Consider the following 24,943-nt stretch of genomic DNA (forward strand, 5'->3'; position numbering starts at 1 on the left):
GGAGCCCAGTGCCCGTTATTGCCATTATCGCCATTGTTATCATCGTCATCATTCTGAATAAAACCGGAGTGTCCGACAGCCTCACGGCCCTGACACTTGCCACAGTTGCCGCACTACTGACGGGTGGTGGCGCAGCCGGTGCTGCCAGTGTTGCGCTGACGCCGTTCGTTGGCGTGCCTGTGGGTATTTTCGTGGGGATTTATGTCTTTGCCAAAGTGGTTCGTCTGATTTCAGGGAAAAAATAATGAAACGTAAAACACTACCTCTGCTGGCGCTGGTTGCCACCACTCTGTTTCTGAGCGCCTGCGATGACAGGAGTGATGACCTCAAAGCTATCAGTAAATTTAAGGACCTCACGCCTCCGCGCTTCAGCGATGTGGTGAGCCGTCAGGATGATGTCAGGGAAGAGTGGTCGCAGATTACTCTCTCAGGTCCTACTCTACAGGTCTTACGTACCAATCAGTCGCCCGATGGCTGCGAGGGCGGCAGTTACTACTACCTCGTGGATATGGAGGAAAAAATCGTCCAGCCGCTGATGAATGCGCTGTGTATTGCCGACAACATCAGCCTGGAATACCACGAGAAAACTGACCCGCGCACCCGGGAGCGTTTCCTTGAATATTCCCATGACGGCAAATTGATGGGACGGCTGCTGATACCCTCAAATCCTGATAACCGGGAATAAATACAAAGACAAAGGAGACAGAAATGAAAATAAATTCTTTAAATCGGCTCATGCTCGCAGGCGTGCTGCTTGTCAGCTTCAATGCCTCTGCGGTTTCAGGGCTCTGGCAACAGGGGTACGGTCAGGGCAATGCGGAATACAGTGTGACGAATAGCAGCGGAAAGATGTTCACCATCAACTGCACAGAAAATCCGGACCAGAACGGTATTTACCAGCACTCGGTTTTTCTGACCCTCGCAGGTGATAAAACGATCAGCTCGCATGATGACAGTACTGACATCACAGTGGTGATGGACCATAAGCAATATGCCATTCCCTCGACCCTTGGCTGGCGTAATGGTGATAATGCCTGGTTTAGTTTCATCATGGATATCCGTAAGGCCAGGCAGTTCGACGTCTACGTCAATGACCGCAAAGCAGGGACCTTCAGCGTTGACCTGACGAACGCTACGAAGGCACTGCCAACATTAGCAGGCTGCACTAACGAGTGACTGTTGTGCTTTCCATCCATAACAAAATACCTGGCTGCCAGAGGCAGTCAGGGCTTATTTTTTCTTTTTATTTCCACCGATTAGTCCAGGCACTTCCGAATGATGAGCGAAGTGGCCAATTTTAGTTGACCATATAGAAATGATAAAATAATTACGTGTTATGTTGAGATTATTTATTTAGCGGTTGAGAGAAACTATGGATAAAATTTGTGATAAGTGTGCACACATGATGAGTGCATGTACTTGTGGAACTTGTGAGAACTGTGACGAGAAAGAGTCGGACTGTACCTGCAAAAAATGTAGCCAGTGCAATAACCTTGAGGACTTCTGCTCTTGCAGAATTTGTGAAGAATGTAGTGAAAAAGAAGCAGAGTGCTGCTGTTAAAATGTTAACAATACTGGCTGCAGGAGCTACCTGCCTGCAGCTCCGATTGCCGACGTACCCCGCTCCCAGTTGGTTAGTGTATTTCGATTCTTGTAATAATCGCTGGACTCACAGCTCGAAGCGGACATACTTACTGGATTGAAGGTCCGCTGTGAGCGAACAGCAGACATCAGCAATGATCGTTTAGAGATAAAAATATAACAGTGATATCTAAACCTCGCGTTTTTCAGCCCATTTTAGCATTGCATCAAGGGCCGGACACAGCGCCTGCCCCCACTCAGTGAGTCGATATTCAACTTTGGGGGGGACCTGGGGATACACCATACGCGACACAATGCCGTCGGCTTCAAGCTTTCGCAGTTGTTGCGCCAACATTTTCTGCGAAATTTCGGGGATCAGCTTTTCAAAATCAGAATAGCGCTGCACTTTTCCATCAAAGAGATGAAAAAGAATAATTAGTTTCCAGCGGCCTTCCAGCAGTCGCAGGACTTGCTCCACACCGCTTGCGGCAGATTCCGGGCTATATAACTTACTCATAGTTCAGCTGCTCACTTTTTTGTGCGTACTTGTTAATTTCACAGTCTATGTTAAAAATTCTCGTACTGTAAATAACGAGAGTATAGAGCAATGTCATTATCACTACCGAATGCTATTTCAACATATTTTGCGAAGAGCAATAGTGCCGATATTGACGGCATTAAGCACTGTTTTACCACCGATGCCATTGTGAACGATGAAGATAATACTCATCGAGGACATGCGGCAATCGAAGCGTGGCAACGTGCCCTGCAGGCTGCATTTGACTACAGTATTGAGCCCATTGATATTCATCAGGAAGGCGATCGCGTAACGGTCACGTCGAATGTTGTTGGTAATTTTCCCGGTAGCTCAGTGATACTCACATATGCTTTCGGTCTGGTTGGCGACAAAATTAACACCCTGGAGATTGTCTGATGCCGATGGATATTCATTTTCAGGGCAGGCGCGTGCTCGTTACCGCAGGTACCAAAGGGATCGGCAAAGCGGTTGTCGGGCTATTAAAACTGCACGGCGCTACCGTGTTAACAACCGCGCGCCACACGCCCACAGATTGTATCGCAGACGCTTTCGTTGCGGCGGATTTGACCACAATCAAAGGGTGTGACTCAGTAGTGAAAGCCGTTCAGGAGCACATGGGCGGTGTCGATATCATCGTCCACATAGCAGGCGGTTCTACCGCGTCAGGCGGTGGCTTTGCAGCGCTAGGTGAAGATGAGTGGCAACAGGAACTCAATCTTAACCTGTTGCCTGCGGTACGCTTAGATCGTGCCTTGCTACCCCAGATGCTGGTGCAGCAGGACGGAGTGATCATTCACGTCACTTCTATTCAGCGTGAACTGCCGTTACCGGAATCGACCACTGGATATGCGGCGGCGAAAGCGGCGTTGTCAACGTATAGCAAAAGCCTGTCGAAAGAAGTATCCCCTAAGGGAATACGGGTGGTTCGTGTTGCGCCTGGCTGGGTAGAAACCGAAGCATCGGTAGCGATGGCGGAACGACTGGCGCAGCAGGCAGGAACAAATTACGAAGGCGGTAAGCAAATCATTATGAACGCACTCGGCGGTATTCCGCTGGGTCGTCCTTCAAAGCCCATCGAAGTGGCCAACCTCATCGTTTTCCTCGCGTCGTCCTGTGCTGCCACTATCACGGGTACGGAATATGTGATAGATGGCGGCACCATCCCAACGGTGTAGGCATGTCTCTTAAACGGCTGATGATGCCGGCCGTTTAAGTATCCTAAGAATAATCAAGTAAGGAGTTACGTCTGCTTCTGGCAGAAGTCTGGAGAGATTACTTCATTTGTAAAAGACCTCTAAACCACTTTATGTGACAAACACGACATTTCTGCCATGCTTAAATACCTGTGAAATCAATCTAATGAAAAACACCGAAGGGGGGATTTTGATGATTCGCGGTATAGAACATATTGGCATTACGGTTTCAAATCTTGCACAAGCTGAAGCATTTTTCTGCCAGGCGCTGGGTGCCTCAGTCCTTTATCGTTTGGTGGCATCTGACCATCAGAATCAAACCATAACGGGAGATAAGATGTCCCGTCTGAATGGTTTCCCCGCTGAAATGAACCTTACAGGGTTAGCCATGTTACGTCTGGCGAACGGTTGTAACGTCGAACTGTTTCAGACCTCTCCCGCTGTTCAGGAGCATCATGCCAGTCCTGGCCAGCCGGGAATTAATCATTTCTCACTGTATACGGATGATATCCATAAGACTGCTGCCGACATGCGTTTACACGGAGCCGAAATGTTTGACGGGCCGTCAGACTGTTTCGCGCAGGAAGAGGGAGAAGGTAACCAGACGTGGTTTGGCATGACGCCGTTTGGCATACTAGTTGAGTTAATATCCCTCCCCTCCGGTGTTCGTTACGATGAAGGGGCAACAGAACGTCGTTGGATACCTAAGGGCTGATTTACCTGATTCATGCCAGGTTATGTAAGCGGTAAGAAAACATAGACATGGCTAATCATTATCGATAAGTATTTAACTGGCAACTAGATGCTCAAAGAGAGACGCTTTGACTCAGTTGCCACCTCAGTAATATATTTATAAACCAGCAACCTGAATTTCCATATACGCAATGGATATTTATCCCGTTGGAAACTATCTTCCTGCTGCGATAGATACCGCATTGCCTTCATTCGCTGCGACGATATGCTCTGCATCTTCGTTGGTGTGAGCCTCCTCAGTTATCTTAATGAATCCTGCGAGAACACATGTTTAAAAAATGCAACCAGCCTACAAAATCGACTGGAATAAAGCGGTTCATTTTATCTTCATAATGAACCTTCATATTATGCTGAAATTCTTACTCTAAACACGCCGTAAGCGTCGATTTTGAATGGTGCCGACCGACTCTGGTTGGCGCCTACTAACATTCATTATCTACAATTCCTGTCTAAACAGGCGACATCAACTCTGAAGATAAGAAGGCTTCGGCAACCATATTTTTAAAGGGTTACCGCATTTCTGAAGAAGTCATCTTTCCTTTGTTTTTCAGGCACACTCTGGTTTTCCGGACAAAGCGTTTGCCGCGAAACAATATTTGCCACTTCAGCCTGGGAGCTTGCTTGATTACAGGAAAAATTTTTCAGAAAATTTTCCGTCTATAAGATTAGCATAAAAAGCGGGGCGAACCTGTGTTCTCAAATACGAATTCTCGCCGTGATTTTTGATGGGGCGAAACATTCATTATAAGGTCAACTTATTTTTTTATTTATTTTCAATGCGTTTTTTACGAATCATCGAAGGCGGAAACCTGTAATGCCTTGTAAAAGCCCGAGAGAAAGACTGCAATGAATCAAAACCATACTTTAATGCAATGTCAGTAATTGTCTCTTCTTTTACCATGATATCATTGTAAGCAAACTTGAGCTTTCTCCGTTTGATAAACAACCCCAGAGAAATGCCTGTGTTTTTTTTGAATACTCGTTGCAGATGCCATTTTGAGTAGCCGGATTTTATCGCAACATCATCGAGAAGGAGTCTTTCAGTAATATTATCTTCAATCCACATTTTTAATTCAGAACAGAACAGGACTTCATTCATAACATTACCTACAGACACAACTGGTTATTATGCATTGCCACCAAAGTTAGTGATTATTAAAACCGGGCTACCAAACCCGGCTCGTAATTAAAAGGTATAAGCAACCCCGGTCCACAAGGAAAGAAGCGAATCTTTTTCTATCATTGGACTCTTTTTGACGTCATCCGGTAACAGGGTGTAACGAGCCCCCCCGTAGATGTTCCATTTTTCAGTCAGCGTATAATTCAGGTTGATTTCTGCATAGGGAGTTACACTTTCACCCGGCGTATATTTTCGTAACCCACTTCTCCCGGCTTCATCGGCGCTAATGCCGTAGTAATACTTATTAAATTTCCGATCATTCCAGTTGAAACCTAAAGCGGGTTCTATACCAAGTGAACCCATCTGTACCGGGTAGCTCCAAGCGTTGTTCCAGTGAAACCCATTGCTCGTACCAAGGGCATCAGTAGCAAGCGTGGTTTCAAATTTACCCATACTAAGAGTTTCATGCTCATACCTGATACCTGTCATCAACGTACTGCGACGGTTTTTTAGCTGTCGCATTGCATGGGAATGACTGTCACTTGCTTTAAAAGAAAGTGGGAAATAATATCCGACTAAAGAGATGTTATCCGCAGGTGTTTGAAGAATATCAAATCCAGCGCTAAGCCCATGGAACCAGAAGCGACCCGCATCATAATCGATATTGGGAAATATGAGACTGTTTTTGTTCGGATTAACATCTTTATACAGTTTTGAAGACCATCCCGCAGTAAGACCTAACGAAAAGTCATCAGCCTGTGCAGAGTGTAAAGACGTTCCCAACAGAAGTGCCAGAGACACGCCCGATACAATTTTATATGTCATACCTTACCTTGCCAAAAATTTAAATAATTCTTATAGCGCATTTACTTACCCGAAGATTTTCTGTGAAATCTTCCTGGCTACTTAACCATCACAATCTGACTTCTGATAAATGACTCCGTACTTTCTTTATATTCTTTATGACCAAAATCCTCAATCCCGAGACTGAATATACCGTCCAGACCATGAGAATAAGCAATAAAATTCCATGCTATCAATTCTTTCGGTCTGTCATAGGTAAATTCATTATTTAAAGCGCCTTTTTCAAGGAGATCGACAATCGCCGTATGCCACTGTCTGGTAACCAGCCGAAATGCGTCACGCATATTTTCATCATGAAATGAAATGACCTCAGCTTCTTTCCACAGTTTACTGTACTTATGTGCTTCTTCATGATCCTCAATAAACAGACACCAGCTAAGCATCTCCAGGCAACTTGCGTTTTCTTTTTTTCCCACATCAGTCAGCAGATTAAGGGCTTGCTCGACCGAAAGCTTAAACGCCTCGGACCTCAACTCGCCAGCAGATGAAAAATGGTGATGAATCTGTCCAATGGCAGTTTGCGCTTCCTGTGCAATTCGCCTTACTGTCATAGCCGATAATCCCTCCTGGTAGGCAATGCTTACGGCTGTTTCCAGGATCATCTGCCGTCTCACCTCACGACTGTAATAAGACATTCCGATTCGACTCCTTTTTCAAACTCAATATGGACATGCGTTCAAGTTCACTATAAATTTAACTTGAACACATGTCCACTTCTTACTGTTTCAACAAGGCACCTACAGCATGAAAAGCAAATGGTATGTACTTTTAGTAATAATATTCATGTACTTACCCGTATCTATTGACGCAACAATTCTCTATGTTGTAGCGCCGGTTTTGAGTACGCAGCTTCAGGCTTCTCATCAACAGTTACTGTGGATTATGGACATCTACCCTCTGATTATGGCTGCACTTTTGCTGCCCATGGGTTCATTTGGAGACCGTATTGGTTACAAAAAAATGGCGATCGCAGGAAGCATAGTTTTCGGCATAGCTTCTGCAGCGGCTGCCTGCGCCCGATCGCCGGAACTCCTGATAGCGGCGCGTGCGCTTCTGGCAGTCGGTGCGGCAATGATTGTGCCTGCGACGCTTGCGGCTGTAAGAAAGAATTTTACGGATGATAAAGACAGAAATATGGCTTTGGGGATCTGGACAACAATAGGTACAGGCGGCGCTCTGGCAGGTCCACTGGTGGGAGGGGCTTTGCTGAGCCAATTTTACTGGGGATCTGTTTTTCTTATAAATGTACCGGTTGTGCTGATTGTCATTATGTTAATTCAGCGGTTGATACCTGAGGATGAAAACCTTATCCGCCAACCAGTAAACCTCTCTCAGGGTCTTCTGCTGATGAGTGCAATACTGATAACTATTTATGGCGCCAAGAGCCTCATAAATCATGGCAACCCCACCCTGATGTCTGTTTATCTCTTACTGGTCGGTCTGGTTTTACTGGGCATTTTCATCACTCTCCAGATGGTGAGCCGACGGCCTCTTCTGGATACGGGGTTATTGAAGCAACGCAATATCCTCGCCGGCATCGTTCTGGCGCTGACCTCGATGATTACCCTGGTTGGTTTTGAGCTTGTCATTTCTCAGGAGTTACAGTACGTCCACCGCTTCACGCCTGTACAGGCCGGGCTGTATATCATGCCGCTGATGCTTGCAGGTTGTCTGGCTGGCCCTCTTGCCGGTTATCTTATTAATAGCTTCGGTATCAGGATGGTTGCTGCGTCAGGCCTTGCTGTATCAGCCCTGAGTCTTTATATGCTGTCAGACATTAACTTTGGTGTTCAGGCCACGAAAGCATGGCTATGGATGACACTTCTTGGGGCCGGGGATACCATCGCTTTGATGGCTTCTTCCTCAGCCATCATGTCTGCAGCACCTGCGCATAAAGCCAGTTCTGCTGGCTCCATTGAGGGTATGTCTTACGAACTGGGAACCGGGCTGGGAATAACTATTTTCGGTTCGGTTCTCGCTAGTGTTTATTCCACTACGGTTCGTCTGCCGGCGCACCTGCCTGAATCAGTTCGCGCTTCTGCAGGCGCCTCATTTAGCGAAGCCGTTGAGGCTGCGCGCCATCTTGATGAAGTAGCCCGTGAGGAGCTTCTTACTTCCGCATCGTCTGCTTTTATGCAGTCGCACAATGTCATGCTTGAATCAGCCTCATTAATTCTGATGGTGTTGATGATTCTGACTTTTTTTATTTTCAAACAGGGTAATACCGTCAGCCACAGCTGATGGCAGTGCCACACTTCTTACATTTATAAATTCGGAAATTAACTATGAATATCAGGAAGCTGGCTATCAGCACAACGCTATGCTTATTCTTTATTACAGGTTGTGATTCGGCAGAGATGGCTGAAACGCCCTCCACGCCAGCAAAAACCAAAGTCGTCATTAAAACGCTTGGCACTGAAGATATCTATTCCGTTCGTGATTTTCCTGCACGAATCACTGCGGTGAAGACGGCGCAAATTCGCCCTCAGGTAGGGGGAATCATTCAAAAGCGACTGTTCCGCCAGGGTTCTGAAATACGTGAAGGACAGGCACTTTTTCAGATCGATGCAGCGCCTTTTGAGGCAGATGTCGAAATGGCTAACGCAGCGGTTGCAAAGGCCAAAGCCACCTATCAACAGATGAGTAGCCGTGCTTATCGTTTCTCCAAATTGCAAAAAAACGCTGCAATAAGCCAGCAGGATCTTGACGATGCAAAAGCGGCAAGTGCCCAGGCCGCGGCTGAACTTGCCGAAGCGACAGCATCTCTAAACCGGAAAAAGCTGGATTTAAATTATGCAACCGTTAAGGCTCCCATCAGCGGGCGAGTGGATCAGGAGTTCGTTACCGAAGGCGCGCTGGTCAGTCCTGGCGATACGCAGGCTATGGCTGTCATACAGCAACTCGATCGTGTTTATGTAGACGCACGCGTCCCATCTCAGGCTCTTCGCTCTCTGTACCAGTTCAATGACGCCGCACCGGCAGGCCAGTCTGGCGTAACCGCTGTCGTGCTTGATGATGAAGGCCGGCCCTATGACACGCCTGCGCGTTTGCTGTTTTCAGGCATGAGCGTTAACGATGAAACCGGTGATGTTGTTCTTCGGGCTGAAGTCGAAAATCCTCAACGGACCCTGCTTCCCGGAATGTTTGTGAAGCTACAAATCACGCGCCTTATCGAAAAAGAGGGCATGGCCATTCCTGAGCAGGCTATTAACAGAGCAGAAGACAAGACCACAGTATGGATTGTTGGTCAGGATAATAAAGCGAAACGCGTTGAAATACAGACCGGCGAACAAACGGCGAAAGGGATCACGGTAACAGCCGGCCTGAAAGCTGGCGACAAGATAGTCATTGAAGGTCAGGACAAGCTACAGGAAGGCGCTGAAGTTACCGCACGTCCTGATGAAACCCAGTTAGCTTCGTAATGACTTATACTCACAGGAAATTCTGATGTCACAGTTCTTTATCCGCAGACCTGTATTTGCCTGGGTTATTGCGCTTTTTATTATTCTTTTAGGCGTGATCGCTATCCCGCAACTTCCGGTCGCTCAGTATCCGTCGGTTGCGCCGCCGAGCCTGTCTATTACGGTGACCTATCCCGGTGCAACGCCTCAGACCATGAACGAATCGGTCATTTCACTCATTGAACGTGAGTTATCAGGTGTTGACGATCTGCTTTATTACGAGTCAACCAGCGATACGTCTGGCGTTGCGACCATCACTGTCACTTTTAAACCGGGTACAGATATCCGGCTTGCCCAGGTTGATGTGCAGAATCAGATTAAAGTCGTGGAGCCGCGGCTACCGCAGGCTGTCCGTCAGAATGGATTAAGCGTTGAGGCCGCCTCCTCAGGATTTCTGATGATGGTGGGTCTGAACTCCCCTGACGGAAAGTTCAGCGAGGCCGACCTGAGCGATTACTTTGCGCGAAAAATTACAGATGAGCTTCGTCGTATTGATGGCGTCGGCAAAGTACAGGCGTTTGGCTCGGAGAAAGCCATGCGCATCTGGGTCGATCCTTCAAAACTCATTGCCTACAAGCTCTCAATCAGCGATATCAATACGGCTATTACAGAACAAAATGCGCAGGTCTCCCCCGGTAAACTGGGTGATTCTCCTGCAACGGCGAATCAGTTGACAGCGTATCCATTAGACGTCAACGGTCAGCTCGGTACGCCAGAAGAGTTCCGTAAAATCGTCCTCAGGGCGAATCCGGACGGCTCGCGGGTAATCCTGGGTGATGTGGCCCGGGTTGAACTTGGATTACAGTCTTATTCGTTTGCTATCAGGGAAAACGGGCATGGTTCAACCGCCGCTGCCATTCAGCTCTCTCCCGGCGCGAACGCTGTTCGTACGTCTGACGCGGTTAAGGCCAGGATGCAGGATCTCGCCAAATCCTTCCCGTCAGGCATGGAATATTCCATTCCTTTTGATACCTCGCCTTTCGTAAAAATCTCGATTGAAAAGGTAGTCCATACGTTTATCGAAGCGATGGTGCTCGTTTTCCTGGTGATGTATCTCTTTCTGCAAAATGTGCGCTACACCTTCATACCGGCGATCGTGGCGCCGGTTGCGTTGTTGGGTACCTTCACGGTCATGATGCTGGCCGGTTTTTCCATCAACGTTCTGACGATGTACGGCATGGTTCTGGCCATAGGGATAATTGTGGATGATGCAATTGTCGTGGTGGAAAACGTTGAGCGTTTAATGGCGGAAGAAGGATTATCGCCTAAAGAGGCTACGGTTAAGGCCATGAAGGAGATCACCGGCGCGGTCGTGGGTATTACATTAGTTCTGACCGCCGTCTTCCTGCCAATGGGGCTTGCCTCTGGCTCGGTGGGTGTGATTTATCGTCAGTTTACACTCTCGATGGCGGTTTCCATTCTGTTTTCCGCGTTTCTGGCGTTAACACTGACTCCCGCGCTATGCGCAACCCTACTGAAACCCGTTACGGCTGACTCCCATAAAAAGAACCGATTCTTCACGTGGTTCAACACATCATTTGATCGGCTGACAGGCCGTTACGAAAATGGCGTTACCCGGGTCATACGTAAGACAGGAAGGATGACCTTCATCTATCTGGCCTTGTGCGGTGTTCTCTATTTCGCCTTTAAATTCTTACCTTCGTCATTCCTGCCAGAAGAGGATCAGGGTTATTTCATCACCTCAATACAGCTGCCAGCCGATGCCACGATGAAACGTACTGAGGCGGTGGTGAAAGAGTATGAAAAACAGGTGATGGAACGTCCAGGGGTGGAACGTAACGTTTCAATTCTGGGGTTCAGTTTCTCTGGCGCGGGTACAAACTCCGCGATGGCGTTTACCACGCTTAAAGACTGGGATCAGCGTAACGGCGCGACAGCGCAAAATGAAGTGACCCATATCCAGAATGCCCTGGGCGATATACCAGAAGCCACTGTCACCAGCCTTCTTCCTCCTGCGATCTCTGAGCTGAGCACCTCATCCGGTTTCACCCTGCGTCTGGAAGACCGTTCCGGGCACGGTTATCCGGAGCTGGTGAAAGCCCTCAATATGCTTCTGGAAAAAGCCGGACAAAGCGAAGCGCTGTATGGCGTGTATATGGACGGCCTGCCTGATGGAATGGGGCTGAGCCTGAAAGTTGACAGACAAAAAGCTGAAGCGATGGGGGTATCCTTCAATGAGATCAATCAGACGCTTTCCGGCGCACTTGGATCGAGTTATGTCAATGACTTCCCTAATGAAGGCCGCATACAGCAGGTCATAGTGCAGGCCGAAGCGGAATCACGCATGCAGCTGCCCGAAATTTTGTCCCTCAATGTTCGTAATAAAAATGGCGGTATGGTACCGCTGTCAGAGTTCGTCCGTCCGGTCTGGCAGGTTTCACCGGTGCAGATGGTCCGCTATCAGGGATATCCGGCTTTCAGGATAACAGGCTGGCCAAACTGGGGTTATTCGAGCGGGGATGCAATGGCGGAAATGGAAAAAATTGCCGCAGATTTACCGGCGGGTTTTGCCATCGAATGGACGGGTCAGTCACTCCAGGAACAGCAGTCCGCTTCCGAGGCGCCGATGTTAATGCTGCTATCAATGCTGGTCATTTTCCTCGTGCTGGCTGCTCTCTATGAAAGCTGGTCCATCCCGGTTTCAGTCATGCTCGTGGTCCCGCTTGGCCTTATCGGGGCGATGATTGCAGTCTACCTGAGAGGGATGCCGAATGACGCCTTCTTCAAGGTGGGGATGATCACCATCATTGGTCTTTCTGCTAAAAACGCCATCCTGATCGTTGAGTTTGCCCGCCAGTTGCAACACGAAGGCGAAAGCCTTCTGAATGCTACGGTCAAGGCTGCGCGGATGCGTTTGAGGCCGATAATGATGACCTCGCTGGCATTTACGCTGGGCGTCGTTCCGCTAATGCTCGCCTCTGGAGCAAGTGCCACAACGCAGCAGGCAATTGGTACCGGGGTTTTTGGCGGCATGGTCACCGGAACCTTACTGGCCATCTTTTTCGTGCCCGTTTTCTTCGTAACGGTGTTAACGCTGGTAGACAAGTTCAGGAAGAAAGCGCGCGCCTGATCGGTTATTTACAGGAGAGGTAATACCTCTCCTGTAGCCCGTTGTATATCAATATACGGAAATGAATAAAGGCTCTGAGCGCTGTCCGATTATTTTCAACTTTATTTTAAATTAATAAATTTCAGAGAGTTATGTGACCTTCAATTCTGGATGAATGTTGATAGCAGTAATCCTTTCAGTCAAATGTAAAAGGAGTATGAAATGAGCGATAAACTGAATTTGTCATCGGATGTGGTTATTATCGGTGCAGGGCTTGCCGGGCTTGCCGCTGCAGAGCAGCTGACCCGCTCAGGCTATGATGTCATCATCGTCGAGGGCCGGGACAGAGTCGGTGGAAGGGTTAAGACGATCAATGTTGCCGACACAGAGGTCGATGCGGGAGCGACCTGGGTCGGGCCGCATCATACTGCTGTACGCGGGCTCGCCAGCAGAATGGGTGTCCGGTTAATTCCTCAATATCATTCCGGAAAAAGTGTTTTATCGTTTGACGGCAAGCGACAGGATGAAAATGAATCTGCTTTCGCATCCGGGCTGGCCAATGACTTGTCGCGCATTGCCCTCAGTCTGGAGACACTGGCTGATGCGGTTCCCGTTGCCGCTCCGTGGGAGCATCCGAACGTCGATTACCTGGAATCGATGTCCTTCGGTGAATGGCTTGCCACCGTTAAGGCAGCAGAGGAAACTCGCGCGTTTTTTAATGTGCTCAGCCTTGTGCATTGGGGGGCGCCCGTTACAGACGTCTCGCTGTTGAATGTCATTCGCTACATCAAATGTTTCGGCAGTTTAGAGGTTATGCTCAAGGTCGAGGGTGGCGATCAACAGGACAGAATTGAAGGTACCGCTCAGGGGCTGATTAAACGATTTGCCAACAGTCTAGATGCCCGGATACTCCTCAACGCTCCTGTGGAGCACATCATCACGAATGACAACGGTTTGACTGTCCAGACACCTCGTGAAGAAATAAATGCCCAATTCGCGATAATAACGGCCTCTCCCGCACATCGCTCCTTTATCAATTTTACGCCACCGCTTCCCGAACAGTATTACGGGCTTGCGCGCGCCTGGCGACAGGGTGCGCTCAGCAAGGCGTTCGTCGCTTATGAAAAACCTTTCTGGCGGGAGGATGGGCTTTCTGGTGAATCAGTATCCGACAATGAAACCGTTTTTCTTACTTTCGACGTTTCTCCGCAGGACAAAAGTACAGGGATTATAATGGCATTCTGCGATGCGCGAGGATTCGACGGTTTTAATCAGGAAGAACGTCAGCGTCGGGTCGTGGAGCAACTTGTTCATTTATATGGGGAGCGGGCCAGAGAGATAACAGATTACGCTGATTTCTCGTGGGGAAATGATACCTTTGCCGCTGGCGGTCCTAATCCTGCTGTCGGTCCGGGTGCGTGGCGCTCATTTGGCCGGTATCTCAGTGAGCCAGTAGGTCGTGTACACTGGGCTGGCACGGAGACAGCTCATGACACAAGCGGAACAATGAACGGGGCTATTTTGTCGGGGCTGCGCGCTGCAGAAGAAGTTACGAAGCGCCTTGGCCCGGTGAATCCCCGTTGATCATTATTAAAATCTCTCCTCAATACGGCAAACATGGAAGTGAGGCGCTGATAAAGGCCACCTGACTATTTTTACGGCACGGGTATTCAGGGGCTGATACAGCGAAACCAGACTGGCCGGATTAAGCGTTATCATTGCGTATATTAACGTGGAGCCTAAGGCTCCACGCTGTTTTATTAATCGTCCTGTAAAAGGTTCTTCCGGCAGCGCATACACCACAACCTGATCGCCCGGCGCCTGGACACCGCCTGTCACCAGTGCCGACACCTCATGCGGCGTTCTCCTGAATCTGGCCCACTTGTTATAGCTCATCATCGTCGCGGACCCCAGCAATAAACCGTTGCTTGATGATCTTGCCCGTTGCCTACTCCTCAGGCACCACGCCGTGTTTCAACATTCTTTACCGATCAGTATGACAACCTGTTCTATATGATTGAAAACAGTGAGTTCAGTCGAGGGAATATCTTCTTTGAACTCAATGCCTTCAACATTGCTTTTAATAAATTATAAATGCAATAATAATCGTTAGATTTGCATTTCATACTCAGGGCGCTTAGATGAAGATTAGTGCACTAACCGAAAGAATTTCACAAAAAGTCATGGGGTTAATCGATGCTGGCGATATTACTCTGGGTTCACATCTGAGTGTACCTAAGCTGGCCGAAATCTTCGATGTCTCCCGCTCTCCTGTTCGCGAAGCCTTAGTTTACTTGGAACAGAAAGGGGTTCTGCAGCAAAAGCCAAACCGCGGCTTTTTTGTTAAAGATGACTACACCCCGCAAGCTGATACTAAGCAGGAGCTGTCGGAAGAGCTTGATCTACCGGAGTATTACCAGCTTGCTGAAGATTGGCTGCGGGACGAGATCGAGTCAGAAGTGACCGAGCTATTCCTGATGAAGCGCTATAACCTCACTAAGAGCCAACTGTCGACTGTCCTTGCCAGGGGGATCAGTGAAGGCTGGGTGGAACGTAAACAGGGCTACGGCTGGCGTTTTTTACCGGTGGCAAAAACCAAGACCGCACTGGAGCAGATTTTCAGCTTCCGTATGGTTATTGAGCCGATGGCCATTCTGGAGCCCACCTTCAACGCGCCTCAGGAAAAGATTAACGAGATCCGCCGTGAGCTGGAGATGCTGTTGGAGAGCGGGATTGAACGCCTCTCCCCTACCCAGCTGCAGCTGGCAGGCTACCGCTTCCACGAAACCATTATCGCGTTTTCCAACAATCCCTTCTTTGAAATCTCGCTGCGTAATGTCAACCGCATGCGTCGGCTGATGGACTACCGGATCATGGATGACCGCAACCGTTACTACGCCGAAGTAAAAGATCATATGCGCATCCTCGCCCTGATCGAATCCGGGCAGCGCATAGAGGCGTCCTACACCATGAAGCAGCACCTCTCCGTCGCCCTTGATAATAAAAAAATGCGCCGAATCAGCGCGGAAAGTTAAAGCCTGCCCAAAAAAATCGGCTCACATTGTGAGCCGATTTTCGGTTAGCTGGCGACCGAATAGACGGGATAAAGCCCCAGCAATAAGCCCGATCCCAGGAAGACCATGCAAAGCAGGAATGCCCACTTGAAGGTGTATTTTTGATGGTCGCTGAACTCTACCCCTGCCAGCCCCACCAGCAAATAGGTCGAAGCCACCAGCGGGCTTAACAGGTGTACCGGTTGCCCCACCAGCGACGCCCGGCCAATCTCAACCGGATCGATGCCGTAGGCTTTTGCCGCCTCAGCCAGAACGGGCAGCACGCCATAATAGAAAGCGTCGTTGGACATGAAGAATGTGCCCGGAAGGCTGATGAGCGCGGTAATTGGCGCCAGATAAGGACCCCAGGACTGAGGCAGCACATCCAACAGCGTGTTGGACATGGCGTTGACCATACCCGTTCCCGACAAAATCCCGGCGAAGATCCCGGCCGCGAGGAAAATAGAGGTCTGATTCAGCGCGGCGGGCGCATGTGCCGCAATGCGTTGACGCTGGGCATCGAGATGCGGGTAGTTAATCAGCAGCGCGATGGCAAACGCCACCATGAACAGCACGGAGAGCGGAAGGAGTTCCATCACCAGCGAGGCCATCAGCGCCAGCGTCAGCGTTGCATTTAACCAGAACATTTTTGGCCGACGCAGCTCGTCGTTAACTTCATTGATAGCAGGCAGATAGCTCTCGGCATCTTCTTCAATTACCGAGCCATGCCCATTGGTTTGAATACTCAGTTTGCCCAAACGACGACGTTCGCGGATGCCGATATACCAGGAGAGCACCAGTACCCCCACCAGGCCGCAGATCATCGAGGGGATCAACGGTATAAACAGCTCACTCGACTCCACCTTTAACGACGCCGAAACGCGCGCCAGCGGGCCGCCCCATGGCAGCAGGTTGGTTACACTCCCGGAAAGGAACACCACACAGGTCAGGGCAAGCGGGTCGAGACGAATACGTTTAAACAGCGGAAGCATTGCCGTAACGCAGATCATGTAGGTGGTTGAACCGTCGCCGTCGAGGGAGACCATCGCCGCCAGTAGCGCCGTACACATCACCGCTTTAACCGGGTCACCATCAATAATGCGCAGGAAGAAACGTATTATCGGGTCGAACAAACCGGTGTCGAACATGGTACAAAAATAGAGGATCGCGAAAATAACCATAATCGCGGTGGGCGCGACCTTCTTTAATCCCTCAATCATCATATCGCCCATCTCACCACCGAAACCGGCAATAAGCGCAAACAGAATGGGAATAATAGTCAGGGCGGTCAGAGCGGATAATTTTTTGGTCATGATAAGGATCATAAAGACCACAATCATGCCGTAACCCAGTAACGAGAGCATAAGAGTCTCCGACGCAGATATTGCTAACTGCGTAATGAAGGAATGTACGTTATTAAATGTTTGGGAGAAGCGATTAACTCATGTGCATACCGCCATTGACGGAGAAATTGGCCCCGGTGGCATAACCTGCTTCATCGGAAGCCAGCCAGGCGCAAATGGAGGCGATCTCTTTTGGCGATCCCAGACGCCTGACCGGTATCTCCTGAACAATTTTATCAATGACCTGAACGGGGGTGACTGTCTTCAGCTTACTGGTGGCCAAATAGCCGGGAGAGACGGTATTCACCGTCACGCCGCGCGCCGAAACCTCGCGCGCCAGGGCGCGCGTAAAACCCCGCACGGCATATTTTGCGGTGGAGTAGTTGACCTGCCCGACGGTGCCAATCTGCGCATTCAGGGAGGAGATATTAATAATGCGCCCCCAGCCGCGCGCCATCATGCTATCCACCACCTGACGCGTTACGTTAAATAAGGAGTTCATGTTGGTGTCAATAACCGCCCGCCACTCCTGGGGCTGCATGTCGCGAAACAGGACATTACGCGCAGTCCCGGAATTATTAATCAGTACATCCACCTCACCCACCTCGGCGCGGATCTTTTCGAAGGCTTTTACCGTTGAATCCCAGTCTGCAACGTTTCCCTCAGAGGCGATAAAATCGAAACCTAACTTCCTGTTATCTTCCAGCCAGACGTCCTTCCTTTTTGAATTGGGTCCGCAACCGGCCACGACAATAAAGCCATCCTGCGCTAACCGACGACAAATAGCCGTACCGAGACTACCCATTCCCGATGTGACATACGCGATACGTTGGGTCATACCCCTCTCCCGTTGCAGTTTATTAACATCCACTCACTTCTTATTAACATTAAGCGGGGGGCATGGTGATTCCGCAACCTGACCTTGTTGGAAATGTGAGCAGGATCGTTCAATTTTTGCATTTAACATCATTCAAATGCAGTTTTGTTGAGGTGTCAAAAACTGCACCTCCTATTTTATCTTACCTGAACAGGGCTGAATGGCGCATTAGGCCGAGAAAAAGGGAGCACCGGCAGAGAAGTGAGAGAGAAATCACAATACGATAAATGCATTTGTTATATAAAAAATGCAAATAGAACAGGAGTAATCATGACAACCTTTGCTTATGTTGGCTGCCGAACTTCGGCATGGCGCGGTGCACGTGGTAAGGGAATCAGCGTGTACCGGATTGAGAATTCAGGTCATTGGGAGCTATTACAATGCATTGCTTCGGTGCAGGATAACCCTTCGTGGCTGACGCTCGATCTGCCGCGTAACCGGCTCTACGTTTTACACGGCGACGGCGACCGCGTTGCGGTGTTTAACCGCGATCCTGACACAGGCCTGCTGAGTCTGTACCAGGATCAAACCACCGGCCCCCGACACGGTAATCCCGATCTGGATCCCGCCCGCAGGAATAATCCGGTCGGGGCCGCCCTCACTCCCGACGGCAATACCCTGCTCATCGCTAACCACGAAGGGGGCAACATTGCCGCCCTGCCCGTCAGCGACCAGGGTCTGGAGCCACCAGTACATCTTGCCGCTATCGAAGGCCATACCGCCGCGCATGCCACGCTGTCGCGCCCGCATGAAATTGTTTTTGCACCGGGAAGCACTCTTTTTGCCGTGCCGGTTCAGGGCCGAAAGGCCGGTAACGGCATCGATATGATCCGCCTTTATCACTGGGAGCAGACCCGCTCATGCCTGGCGGATGAGATTCAACTTCCGGAAGGCAGCTGGCCGCGTCACGTCGATTTTCATCCCAGCGGGAAGTGGCTGTACGGCATTAGCGAGCTGAGCAGCACCGTCACGGTATATCATCTCGATCGGGAAAAGGGCACTTTCTCACTCCAGCAAACCCTCAGCGCGCTACCTGCGGGCTACACGAGTCGCAGCGATGCCAGTGAGATAGAGGTGCACCCGTCCGGGCGTTTTGTCTATGCCGCTAATCGGGGACATGACTCCATCGCCGTGTTCAGCATTAATCAGCAGGATGGCTCGCTGACGCTCATGGGATGGGTTCCCTGCGGCGGAAAAACACCCCGTTTCACCACCCTTTCACCCGATGGCGCACGTTTCTTCAGCGCGAATGAAGATTCCGACACCATTCAGGTATTCGATGTCGACGCGGAAACAGGAATGCTATCAGCAACAGCGATTTCAATTCCCTCCGCCAGCCCAACCTGCATCTGTTTTGTCTGAGCCCGCAGCCTGCTCGGTCGGTAGCAGGCTGCCGATAAGCGTTTTCACCGAGGGAGAAGCCTGCCCGTAGTCCCGGACGCCGACGAGCAGATCCCGTTTCGCCCAGAGCTCCGCCAACGGAATGACCCTGACACCACTGTGCAGGGTCGATGATGCCACTTCATTCACCGGCAGCACGGCAATCCCCAACTGCTGTGCAACCAGCTCGGCCATCGAGATAAAGCTGCTGACACGTAGCCCCACGTTCAGGGTTTTACCCAGGGCGCGCGCCTGCCGCTCCAGAATATGACTTACGGCGCTGTTGCGGTGCGAGCCAATCAATTTCTCATTCACGATATCGGCAAAGGTAAGCTGGCTGCGCGCGGCCAGGGGGTGAGTGGGCCACACCAGCACCGACAGCAGATCGTGCTGCCAGGGCCAGAACGCAATCCCTGCCGCGGGCGTCCAGCTGGAGAAAAAGCCGACGTCGGCTTCTCCTGCCAGTAACCCCTGAACCACGCTCATCCCGGTTTGTTCTTCAATCTCAATGTCGGTCTGCGGATAGAGCGACAGATAGTCGCTCACCACCCGCGGCAAATGATTCATCAGCGCCGCAGAGATGGTGTAAATACGGATATGGCCGCGGATACCCGCGGCATAATCACTCAGCTCCTCTTCCATTTTTTCAAGATTGCGGAACACCTGACGCGCATGATAGAGCAGTGAATGACCCGCTGGGGTCAGGGTGATGCCCCTCGGCAGACGCAGCATCAGTTGGGTGCCCACCTGCTGCTCCAGCTCGGCAATACGCTTGCTGACCGCAGATACTGCGGTATGCTTCCTGCGGGCTGCATGGGTGAGATTTTGCGTTTCCGCGACCGCCACGAAGAGAGATAAAGAGACCAGATCAAAGCGCATCGTTGTATCCATAGTTAGAGCTGCAGTGTTTGCTGAATAACATAAGGCAGAATGCCCCCGTGCCGGAGATAACGCAGCTCCTGCTGCGAATCGAGGCTCAGCGTCAGACTGAATTCGCCCAGCAGCGCCGCACCGCGCCGGATACGCATCCTCAGAGGCGTGCAGCCCGTCTGTACATTATCCAGCCCGTCAACGTCAATCTCCTCGCGCCCATCCATCTCTGGTAAATCCGCCGCATCCTCGGGAGCGATATGCAAAGGCAAAATCCCCATCCCGATCAGGTTGGTACGATGGATACGTTCAAAACTGTGCGCCACCACCGCTTTAACGCCCAGCAACGCCTGAGCTTTGGCGGCCCAGTCCCTGCTGGAGCCTGCGCCATAACGCTCCCCGGCAAAGATCACCAGCGGCGTCTCACGCCGGAGCCAGCTTTGTGCCGCTTCATACGCCGGCAGGATCTGCTGATGCTGCGCATCCCAGGCCTTGCCGCCGCCGCTGCGCTGCGCTGCCGGGAGCAGACGATTGACCAGCGCGGTATTGGTGAAGGCCCCGCGAACCATTACCTCGTGATTGCTACGGCGCGTCGAGTATAAGTTCAGGTCCTGCGGATCCTCATGATGTTCAATCAGCCACTGCCCCGCCAGACTCGCGAGCGGAATTGCCCCGGCTGGAGAGATGTGGTCGGTGGTGACATCATCCCCTAACCACAGGAAGGGATGCGCGCCAGAGAGGGTTAGCGGCGCGGCGGGATCGCGGGGTAAGCGTTCCAGGTAACCCGGACGGCGCAAATAGGTGGACGTCGCCTCCCAGGGATAATGCACGCTGCCCGGGGCTTCAATCTGCTGCCAGTGTGGAGTTCCCTGCCAGATAATGTCCCGGCGTTTTATGTAGTGTTCCGGTTTCATTACCCGGCCGAGCCACATTTCTACCTCCTCTCGGGAGGGCATTAAATCGCGCATGGTGAGTGGACGTCCGGCCTCGTCAACGCCCAACGGGTCATTTACCAGGTCATGGGCGATATGCCCGGCGAGTGCCCAGGCAATCACCAGCGCCGGAGAGGTCAGGTAACCGTGTCCGAGAGAGGGATTGACGCGACGGGGGAAGTTACGGTTGCCGGACAGAACGCATACCGCCTGCAGCCCCTCACTGACCAGCGCCTCCATGGCCGGTTGCAGAGCGCCGGAGCTGCCAATACAGGTCATGCAGCCGTAGCCGGTGACGTCAAAACCCACTTTTTCCAGTTCGGTCAGTAAACCCGACGCGCTAAGGTAGTCGGTGACCGCCCTGGAACCTGGCGAGAACGAGGTTTTGACCCATGGCTTTGGCCTCAGACCATGTTTCGCGGCATTACGCGCAAAGAGTGCCGCCTGAATGATAAGCCAGGGGTTAGCGGTGGTGGTGCAGCTGGTAATGGCGGCGATGGCTACGGCACCCTGATGGATCGGCTCCGGGTATTCCGGCCGAATCCAGTAGCGTTCCCTTGCTTGCGGACTGAGCGTGTCGTCGAAACTGCTGGCCGCCTGGCCCAGCGGGATCTGTTGATGGGGATTAACCGGCCCGGCCATACATGGCTCGATGGTGGAGAGATCGAGCGCAATGAGCTGGCTGAATACAGGCTGCGGCGCATCTGCTGTGCGCCACAGGTGTTGCGCCTGCATGTACGCTCTGATTAATGCCTGTTTCTCTTCGCTACGCCCAGTTAAGGCTACGTATTCCGCGCTGCGTTCGTCAAATGGAAAGAACACTACCGTCGCGCCGTATTCCGGGGCCATGTTGGCGATAGTGGCCCGGGATTCAACGGACATGCTGGCTAATGCCGGCCCTGTAAACTCAACGAATTTACCGACCACGCCGGTTTCGCGCAGCAGGCGAGTGATATGCAGGGCCAGATCGCTGTCGCTGACGTCAGGTGAAAGCGCGCCTGATACCGAAATGCCAATCACCTCAGGGAAGCTCAGGGTGACGGGCTCCCCCACCAGCGCAGCCTGCCCTTCAAGCCCGCCTACGCCCCATCCCAGAATGCCAAGGGCGTTGATCATCGGGGTATGGCTATCGGTAGCAATCATGCAGTCCGCATGCAGAAGCGGCACGGGCGCGGTAGTATCCACCGTCACCACTTCAGCAATGGCCTCAAGGTTCATCAGATGGATGATCCCGGTGCCCGGCGGGATGACGCGGAAATTGTCCAGACTCTTTTCAGCCCAGCGGATAAAGCGGTAGCGCTCCGCATTGCGGCGAAAATCAAACTGCAGGTTATCTTCCAGCGCCGAGGCGGTGGCATAGCTTTCGACTATTACCGAGTGATCGATGGTCAGCACCGCCGGAATGCGCGGGTTAATCGCCGTGGCATCACCGCCCAACTCGGTGGTGAGATCGCGCATCGCCGCGAAATCAGCCAGCGCTGGCAGACAGGTAGTGTCATGGAACATCAGCCGATCGGGAAAGAACTCCACCTCGCCTTTGTCCGCCGTTCCGGCCAGCATCTGCAAAAACCGCGGCAGTGCGTGCGGAGAATGCAGGGCGACGTTTTCCAGCAGCACGCGCAGGCTGAAAGGCAGGGTCTGCAACTGCTCCAGGGGCAGCAGCCGTGTGAGATCCACAAAATGATAGTGCTGATGATCAATCATCAGTTCTGAACGTTCGAGAGCCAGGGGTGATGTCATAGAACCTTCCGTCACAGCAGTATTGTTATGTTCCTGAGTGGATAACGTTGCCATGCCCGGGATGGGGTGAAAATTGAACTTTTGATAAGATAGCGTTCTCTTATCGAGAACGCTAAGAGGGGAGTCACAAAACGGCTAATTCTCTGTCAATAATCTGCTGTACGCTGCCGTCTGCCTGCCATCGGGTCAGGAGCGCAACGAGATCATGGTAGCGTTTTTCATTACCCCGCGGAACGCAGATAGCCTGGTTTATCTGCCCAAAATTGTCCGGCAGCACCCGGTATCCGGGATGTTCTGCGGCTGCACGCTCCAGAGGCTGGCGAATACCGGCAGCCATATCCCCTTCGCCATTCAGAAACGCATCGATAGCGGCCTGAGATGAGGCGAGCCGATTCAGCGTGGCGTTTTTTAGCTGCCGGGTAAGATGAAGGTCGTAGGCCGCCCCTTTACCGACATTAATCACCACTCCAATGTTGTCCATCTGCGCCACGCTCTGCCAGGGGCTGCTGTCATTAACCAGAACAGTTCCCTGGATTTGGATATAGGACTGGGTAAAGTGCAGCACCTCTTCACGCTGGGGATCGACCGCTAGGAACGCGATATCCCAAAGCCCCTTCTGTGCGTCATCCACCACCTTTCCGGCAGTCGGATAGGTTTCAAACTGCGCCTCTCTGCCCCATTCCGCCGCGATTTTATGCGCCAGTTTCACGGTAATGCCGCCCGGACTGCCGTCTGGCAACGCTTTCGCCAGTACGGCGTTGCCCAGATTGATGGCGAAACGTAAGGGTTCACTGCGTGACATGGGGTTCCTCCGGAATACGGTTGTGATCATGCTGGCTGGTGTCAAAACTCAGACGCTGAATTTTACCGGCGACGAATAAATAACAGCACAAATTCAGGAAAGCGCAGACCCCAACGAAAATCAGCGCGCCGTTAAATGAGCCGGTGTTTTTAATAATGTAGGCAATGATAATCGGCGTGAATATCCCCGAGATATTACCAATCATATTAAACAGCCCGCCGCTTAAGCCGATCGCCTCTTTCGGGGAGAAGTCGGATACCACGCACCATCCCATCGCCCCGAATCCTTTGCCGAAGAAGGCCAGAGACATAATCGCCACCACAATCCAGGCAGAGTCGACATAGTTGCAAATCACCATACTAACGGCCAGCAGCATACCAATCACAATCGGCGTTTTGCGGGCCGCGGAGAGGCTAAAGCCACGGGAGAGCATATAATCGGACAGCACGCCCCCCAGCAGCGCCCCGGCGCAGCCGCACAGCGCAGGTAACGAGGCGACGAAACCGGCTTTCAGAATGGTCATCCCGCGATCGTGAACCAGATAGACCGGGAACCAGGTCAGGAAGAAGTACGAGAGCACGGTAAAGAAGAACTGCCCCATATAGACCCCAAGCGCCAGCCGGTTGGTCAGTAATTTTCGGGTGTAGCCCTTGCCCGCAGTATCGCCCTTTTTGCTGGCCTTCAGGTTGGTCAGGCCGCCGCCCGACTGGATGTAATCCAGCTCTTCACTGTTGACCAGCGGATGGACCTTCGGGGTATCGGCAAGCACTCTGTGCATCAGGAGTGAGACCAGGATCCCCAGCCCGCCCATAAACCAGAACACCGATTCCCAACCGTAGCTGTAGGAGAACCATCCCATTAGGGGTAAAAAGACCACCAGCGCGAAGTACTGCGCGGCCGTAGTAAAGCCGGACGCTTTGCCGCGTTCGCGCGCCGGGAACCAGGCGGCAAGAAAGCGCGAGTTAGCAGGCAGGGTCGGTGCTTCAATCAACCCCATCATAAAAATAAACCCGAAAATCATGACGCGGGTAACCCAGACGTTGTCAAAAGAGGTGCTGAACCCCACCAGAAAGACAAAAAGTGACCACGTAAAGACCCCGGTAACCAGCACCCTTTTTGAACCAAAACGATCGAGTAACCAGCCGCCCGGATACTGCCCAAGCACGTACGCCCAGGTAAAGGTGGAAATCAGATAACCCAGCGCCACAATGTCCAGGCCAGCGGCTTTGACCATATCGGTTCCGGCAATGGAGAACGTGGCGCGATCGCCGTGGTTTAAGGCGATACTGAAGAACACCATCAGCAAAATCATATAGCGATAATGTGTGGGTCTCTTTTTTGTTGGAGCAGAGTCAGGAGTTGTCAT

22 protein-coding genes are annotated in these 24,943 nt (G+C 51.4%); 12 read left to right on the top strand and 10 right to left on the bottom strand.

Annotated features, from left to right (window positions below; all coding sequences use genetic code 11):
• Positions 1-8 precede the first annotated feature (8 nt).
• Genes ypjK through yfjT form a run of 3 tightly spaced genes read left to right on the top strand, consistent with a single transcriptional unit; the run spans position 9 to position 1,176 of the window.
• On the top strand, positions 9-245 hold the full coding sequence (gene ypjK / locus DES37_RS00200) for a protein YpjK (protein WP_001144029.1): 237 nt from the start codon (positions 9-11) through the stop codon (positions 243-245).
• Entirely contained in the window at positions 245-685 is a 441-nt protein-coding gene (locus DES37_RS00205) for a YfjS/YafY family lipoprotein (protein WP_110024429.1), read from the top strand. Before ypjK ends, DES37_RS00205 begins: the two co-directional genes overlap by 1 nt.
• A gap of 23 nt (positions 686-708) precedes the next feature.
• Entirely contained in the window at positions 709-1,176 is a 468-nt protein-coding gene (gene yfjT, locus DES37_RS00210; RefSeq protein ID WP_110024430.1) for a protein YfjT, read from the top strand.
• Between the two features lie 595 nt (positions 1,177-1,771).
• On the opposite strand, the gene DES37_RS00215 is transcribed toward yfjT, so the two are convergent.
• Positions 1,772-2,098 carry a winged helix-turn-helix transcriptional regulator gene (locus DES37_RS00215; protein WP_110024431.1) on the bottom strand — a complete coding sequence of 109 codons (327 nt, stop codon included), beginning with the start codon at positions 2,096-2,098 and terminating at the stop codon, positions 1,772-1,774.
• Between the two features lie 90 nt (positions 2,099-2,188).
• Between DES37_RS00215 and DES37_RS00220 the strand changes: the two genes are divergently transcribed.
• The 3 genes from DES37_RS00220 to DES37_RS00230 all read left to right on the top strand — a co-directional run bounded on the left by DES37_RS00220 (position 2,189) and on the right by DES37_RS00230 (position 4,027).
• Entirely contained in the window at positions 2,189-2,515 is a 327-nt protein-coding gene (locus tag DES37_RS00220; RefSeq protein ID WP_110024432.1) for a nuclear transport factor 2 family protein, read from the top strand.
• The gene (locus DES37_RS00225; protein WP_110024433.1) at positions 2,515-3,294 is read left to right on the top strand and encodes an SDR family oxidoreductase; all 780 of its coding nucleotides are present in this window, start codon (positions 2,515-2,517) and stop codon (positions 3,292-3,294) included. Before DES37_RS00220 ends, DES37_RS00225 begins: the two co-directional genes overlap by 1 nt.
• A gap of 184 nt (positions 3,295-3,478) precedes the next feature.
• On the top strand, positions 3,479-4,027 hold the full coding sequence (locus DES37_RS00230; protein ID WP_245929909.1) for a VOC family protein: 549 nt from the start codon (positions 3,479-3,481) through the stop codon (positions 4,025-4,027).
• Positions 4,028-4,828: 801 nt separating this feature from the next.
• On the opposite strand, the gene DES37_RS00235 is transcribed toward DES37_RS00230, so the two are convergent.
• The 3 genes from DES37_RS00235 to DES37_RS00245 form a co-directional block, all read right to left on the bottom strand.
• Entirely contained in the window at positions 4,829-5,164 is a 336-nt protein-coding gene (locus tag DES37_RS00235; RefSeq protein WP_110024435.1) for a helix-turn-helix domain-containing protein, read from the bottom strand.
• Between the two features lie 87 nt (positions 5,165-5,251).
• Positions 5,252-6,010 (bottom strand): MipA/OmpV family protein, encoded by a 759-nt coding sequence (locus DES37_RS00240; protein ID WP_110024436.1) that lies wholly within the window; start codon positions 6,008-6,010, stop codon positions 5,252-5,254.
• A 77-nt stretch (positions 6,011-6,087) separates the two neighbouring features.
• Positions 6,088-6,684 (bottom strand): TetR family transcriptional regulator, encoded by a 597-nt coding sequence (locus tag DES37_RS00245; protein WP_110024437.1) that lies wholly within the window; start codon positions 6,682-6,684, stop codon positions 6,088-6,090.
• Positions 6,685-6,793: 109 nt separating this feature from the next.
• Between DES37_RS00245 and DES37_RS00250 the strand changes: the two genes are divergently transcribed.
• From DES37_RS00250 to DES37_RS00275, 5 genes are all read left to right on the top strand, one after another.
• Positions 6,794-8,290 carry an MFS transporter gene (locus DES37_RS00250; RefSeq protein ID WP_110024438.1) on the top strand — a complete coding sequence of 499 codons (1,497 nt, stop codon included), beginning with the start codon at positions 6,794-6,796 and terminating at the stop codon, positions 8,288-8,290.
• A 44-nt stretch (positions 8,291-8,334) separates the two neighbouring features.
• Positions 8,335-9,471 carry an efflux RND transporter periplasmic adaptor subunit gene (locus tag DES37_RS00255; RefSeq protein ID WP_110024439.1) on the top strand — a complete coding sequence of 379 codons (1,137 nt, stop codon included), beginning with the start codon at positions 8,335-8,337 and terminating at the stop codon, positions 9,469-9,471.
• Between the two features lie 25 nt (positions 9,472-9,496).
• Positions 9,497-12,601 carry an efflux RND transporter permease subunit gene (locus DES37_RS00260; RefSeq protein WP_110024440.1) on the top strand — a complete coding sequence of 1,035 codons (3,105 nt, stop codon included), beginning with the start codon at positions 9,497-9,499 and terminating at the stop codon, positions 12,599-12,601.
• Between the two features lie 201 nt (positions 12,602-12,802).
• A complete protein-coding gene (locus tag DES37_RS00265; protein ID WP_110024441.1) occupies positions 12,803-14,164 on the top strand; it encodes a flavin monoamine oxidase family protein in 1,362 nt (453 codons plus the stop codon).
• Between the two features lie 557 nt (positions 14,165-14,721).
• A complete protein-coding gene (locus DES37_RS00275; RefSeq protein WP_110024443.1) occupies positions 14,722-15,615 on the top strand; it encodes a GntR family transcriptional regulator in 894 nt (297 codons plus the stop codon).
• Between the two features lie 44 nt (positions 15,616-15,659).
• On the opposite strand, the gene DES37_RS00280 is transcribed toward DES37_RS00275, so the two are convergent.
• A complete protein-coding gene (locus DES37_RS00280; RefSeq protein WP_110024444.1) occupies positions 15,660-16,997 on the bottom strand; it encodes a CitMHS family transporter in 1,338 nt (445 codons plus the stop codon).
• Positions 16,998-17,070: 73 nt separating this feature from the next.
• The gene (gene phbB, locus DES37_RS00285; protein WP_110024445.1) at positions 17,071-17,814 is read right to left on the bottom strand and encodes an acetoacetyl-CoA reductase; all 744 of its coding nucleotides are present in this window, start codon (positions 17,812-17,814) and stop codon (positions 17,071-17,073) included.
• A gap of 309 nt (positions 17,815-18,123) precedes the next feature.
• Here phbB and DES37_RS00290 point away from each other — a divergent pair, with 309 nt between their 5' ends.
• A complete protein-coding gene (locus DES37_RS00290; RefSeq protein ID WP_110024446.1) occupies positions 18,124-19,215 on the top strand; it encodes a lactonase family protein in 1,092 nt (363 codons plus the stop codon).
• Here the strand turns inward: DES37_RS00290 and DES37_RS00295 are convergent.
• The 4 genes from DES37_RS00295 to DES37_RS00310 all read right to left on the bottom strand — a co-directional run bounded on the left by DES37_RS00295 (position 19,174) and on the right by DES37_RS00310 (position 24,943).
• The gene (locus DES37_RS00295; protein ID WP_245929912.1) at positions 19,174-20,112 is read right to left on the bottom strand and encodes a LysR substrate-binding domain-containing protein; all 939 of its coding nucleotides are present in this window, start codon (positions 20,110-20,112) and stop codon (positions 19,174-19,176) included. The genes DES37_RS00290 and DES37_RS00295 overlap by 42 nt on opposite strands.
• Positions 20,113-20,126: 14 nt before the next feature.
• Positions 20,127-22,775, bottom strand: coding sequence for an aconitate hydratase (gene acnA / locus DES37_RS00300; RefSeq protein ID WP_110024448.1), 2,649 nt, complete (start codon positions 22,773-22,775; stop codon positions 20,127-20,129).
• 124 nt (positions 22,776-22,899) lie between these two features.
• Complete coding sequence (locus DES37_RS00305; protein WP_110024449.1) at positions 22,900-23,577, bottom strand: transporter substrate-binding domain-containing protein; 678 nt, start codon at positions 23,575-23,577, stop codon at positions 22,900-22,902.
• The gene (locus tag DES37_RS00310; RefSeq protein ID WP_110024450.1) at positions 23,564-24,943 is read right to left on the bottom strand and encodes an MFS transporter; all 1,380 of its coding nucleotides are present in this window, start codon (positions 24,941-24,943) and stop codon (positions 23,564-23,566) included. Before DES37_RS00310 ends, DES37_RS00305 begins: the two co-directional genes overlap by 14 nt.

Origin of the sequence: Mangrovibacter plantisponsor, from assembly GCF_003182475.1 — a bacterium.
Classification (GTDB): domain Bacteria; phylum Pseudomonadota; class Gammaproteobacteria; order Enterobacterales; family Enterobacteriaceae; genus Mangrovibacter; species Mangrovibacter plantisponsor.

Excerpts from the sequence above, each read along its gene's own strand:
- DES37_RS00280 (WP_110024444.1), bottom strand. The coding sequence starts at position 16,997 with ATGCTCTCGTTACTGGGTTACGGCATGATTGTGGTCTTTATGATCCTT.
- phbB (WP_110024445.1), bottom strand. The coding sequence starts at position 17,814 with ATGACCCAACGTATCGCGTATGTCACATCGGGAATGGGTAGTCTCGGT.
- DES37_RS00295 (WP_245929912.1), bottom strand. The coding sequence starts at position 20,112 with ATGCGCTTTGATCTGGTCTCTTTATCTCTCTTCGTGGCGGTCGCGGAA.
- DES37_RS00260 (WP_110024440.1), top strand. The coding sequence starts at position 9,497 with ATGTCACAGTTCTTTATCCGCAGACCTGTATTTGCCTGGGTTATTGCG.
- DES37_RS00290 (WP_110024446.1), top strand. The coding sequence starts at position 18,124 with ATGACAACCTTTGCTTATGTTGGCTGCCGAACTTCGGCATGGCGCGGT.
- DES37_RS00240 (WP_110024436.1), bottom strand. The coding sequence starts at position 6,010 with ATGACATATAAAATTGTATCGGGCGTGTCTCTGGCACTTCTGTTGGGA.
- DES37_RS00305 (WP_110024449.1), bottom strand. The coding sequence starts at position 23,577 with ATGTCACGCAGTGAACCCTTACGTTTCGCCATCAATCTGGGCAACGCC.
- acnA (WP_110024448.1), bottom strand. The coding sequence starts at position 22,775 with ATGACATCACCCCTGGCTCTCGAACGTTCAGAACTGATGATTGATCAT.
- DES37_RS00255 (WP_110024439.1), top strand. The coding sequence starts at position 8,335 with ATGAATATCAGGAAGCTGGCTATCAGCACAACGCTATGCTTATTCTTT.
- DES37_RS00220 (WP_110024432.1), top strand. The coding sequence starts at position 2,189 with ATGTCATTATCACTACCGAATGCTATTTCAACATATTTTGCGAAGAGC.
- yfjT (WP_110024430.1), top strand. The coding sequence starts at position 709 with ATGAAAATAAATTCTTTAAATCGGCTCATGCTCGCAGGCGTGCTGCTT.
- DES37_RS00205 (WP_110024429.1), top strand. The coding sequence starts at position 245 with ATGAAACGTAAAACACTACCTCTGCTGGCGCTGGTTGCCACCACTCTG.
- DES37_RS00250 (WP_110024438.1), top strand. The coding sequence starts at position 6,794 with ATGAAAAGCAAATGGTATGTACTTTTAGTAATAATATTCATGTACTTA.
- DES37_RS00230 (WP_245929909.1), top strand. The coding sequence starts at position 3,479 with ATGAAAAACACCGAAGGGGGGATTTTGATGATTCGCGGTATAGAACAT.
- DES37_RS00275 (WP_110024443.1), top strand. The coding sequence starts at position 14,722 with ATGAAGATTAGTGCACTAACCGAAAGAATTTCACAAAAAGTCATGGGG.
- DES37_RS00225 (WP_110024433.1), top strand. The coding sequence starts at position 2,515 with ATGCCGATGGATATTCATTTTCAGGGCAGGCGCGTGCTCGTTACCGCA.
- DES37_RS00310 (WP_110024450.1), bottom strand. The coding sequence starts at position 24,943 with ATGACAACTCCTGACTCTGCTCCAACAAAAAAGAGACCCACACATTAT.
- DES37_RS00215 (WP_110024431.1), bottom strand. The coding sequence starts at position 2,098 with ATGAGTAAGTTATATAGCCCGGAATCTGCCGCAAGCGGTGTGGAGCAA.
- DES37_RS00265 (WP_110024441.1), top strand. The coding sequence starts at position 12,803 with ATGAGCGATAAACTGAATTTGTCATCGGATGTGGTTATTATCGGTGCA.
- DES37_RS00235 (WP_110024435.1), bottom strand. The coding sequence starts at position 5,164 with ATGAATGAAGTCCTGTTCTGTTCTGAATTAAAAATGTGGATTGAAGAT.
- DES37_RS00245 (WP_110024437.1), bottom strand. The coding sequence starts at position 6,684 with ATGTCTTATTACAGTCGTGAGGTGAGACGGCAGATGATCCTGGAAACA.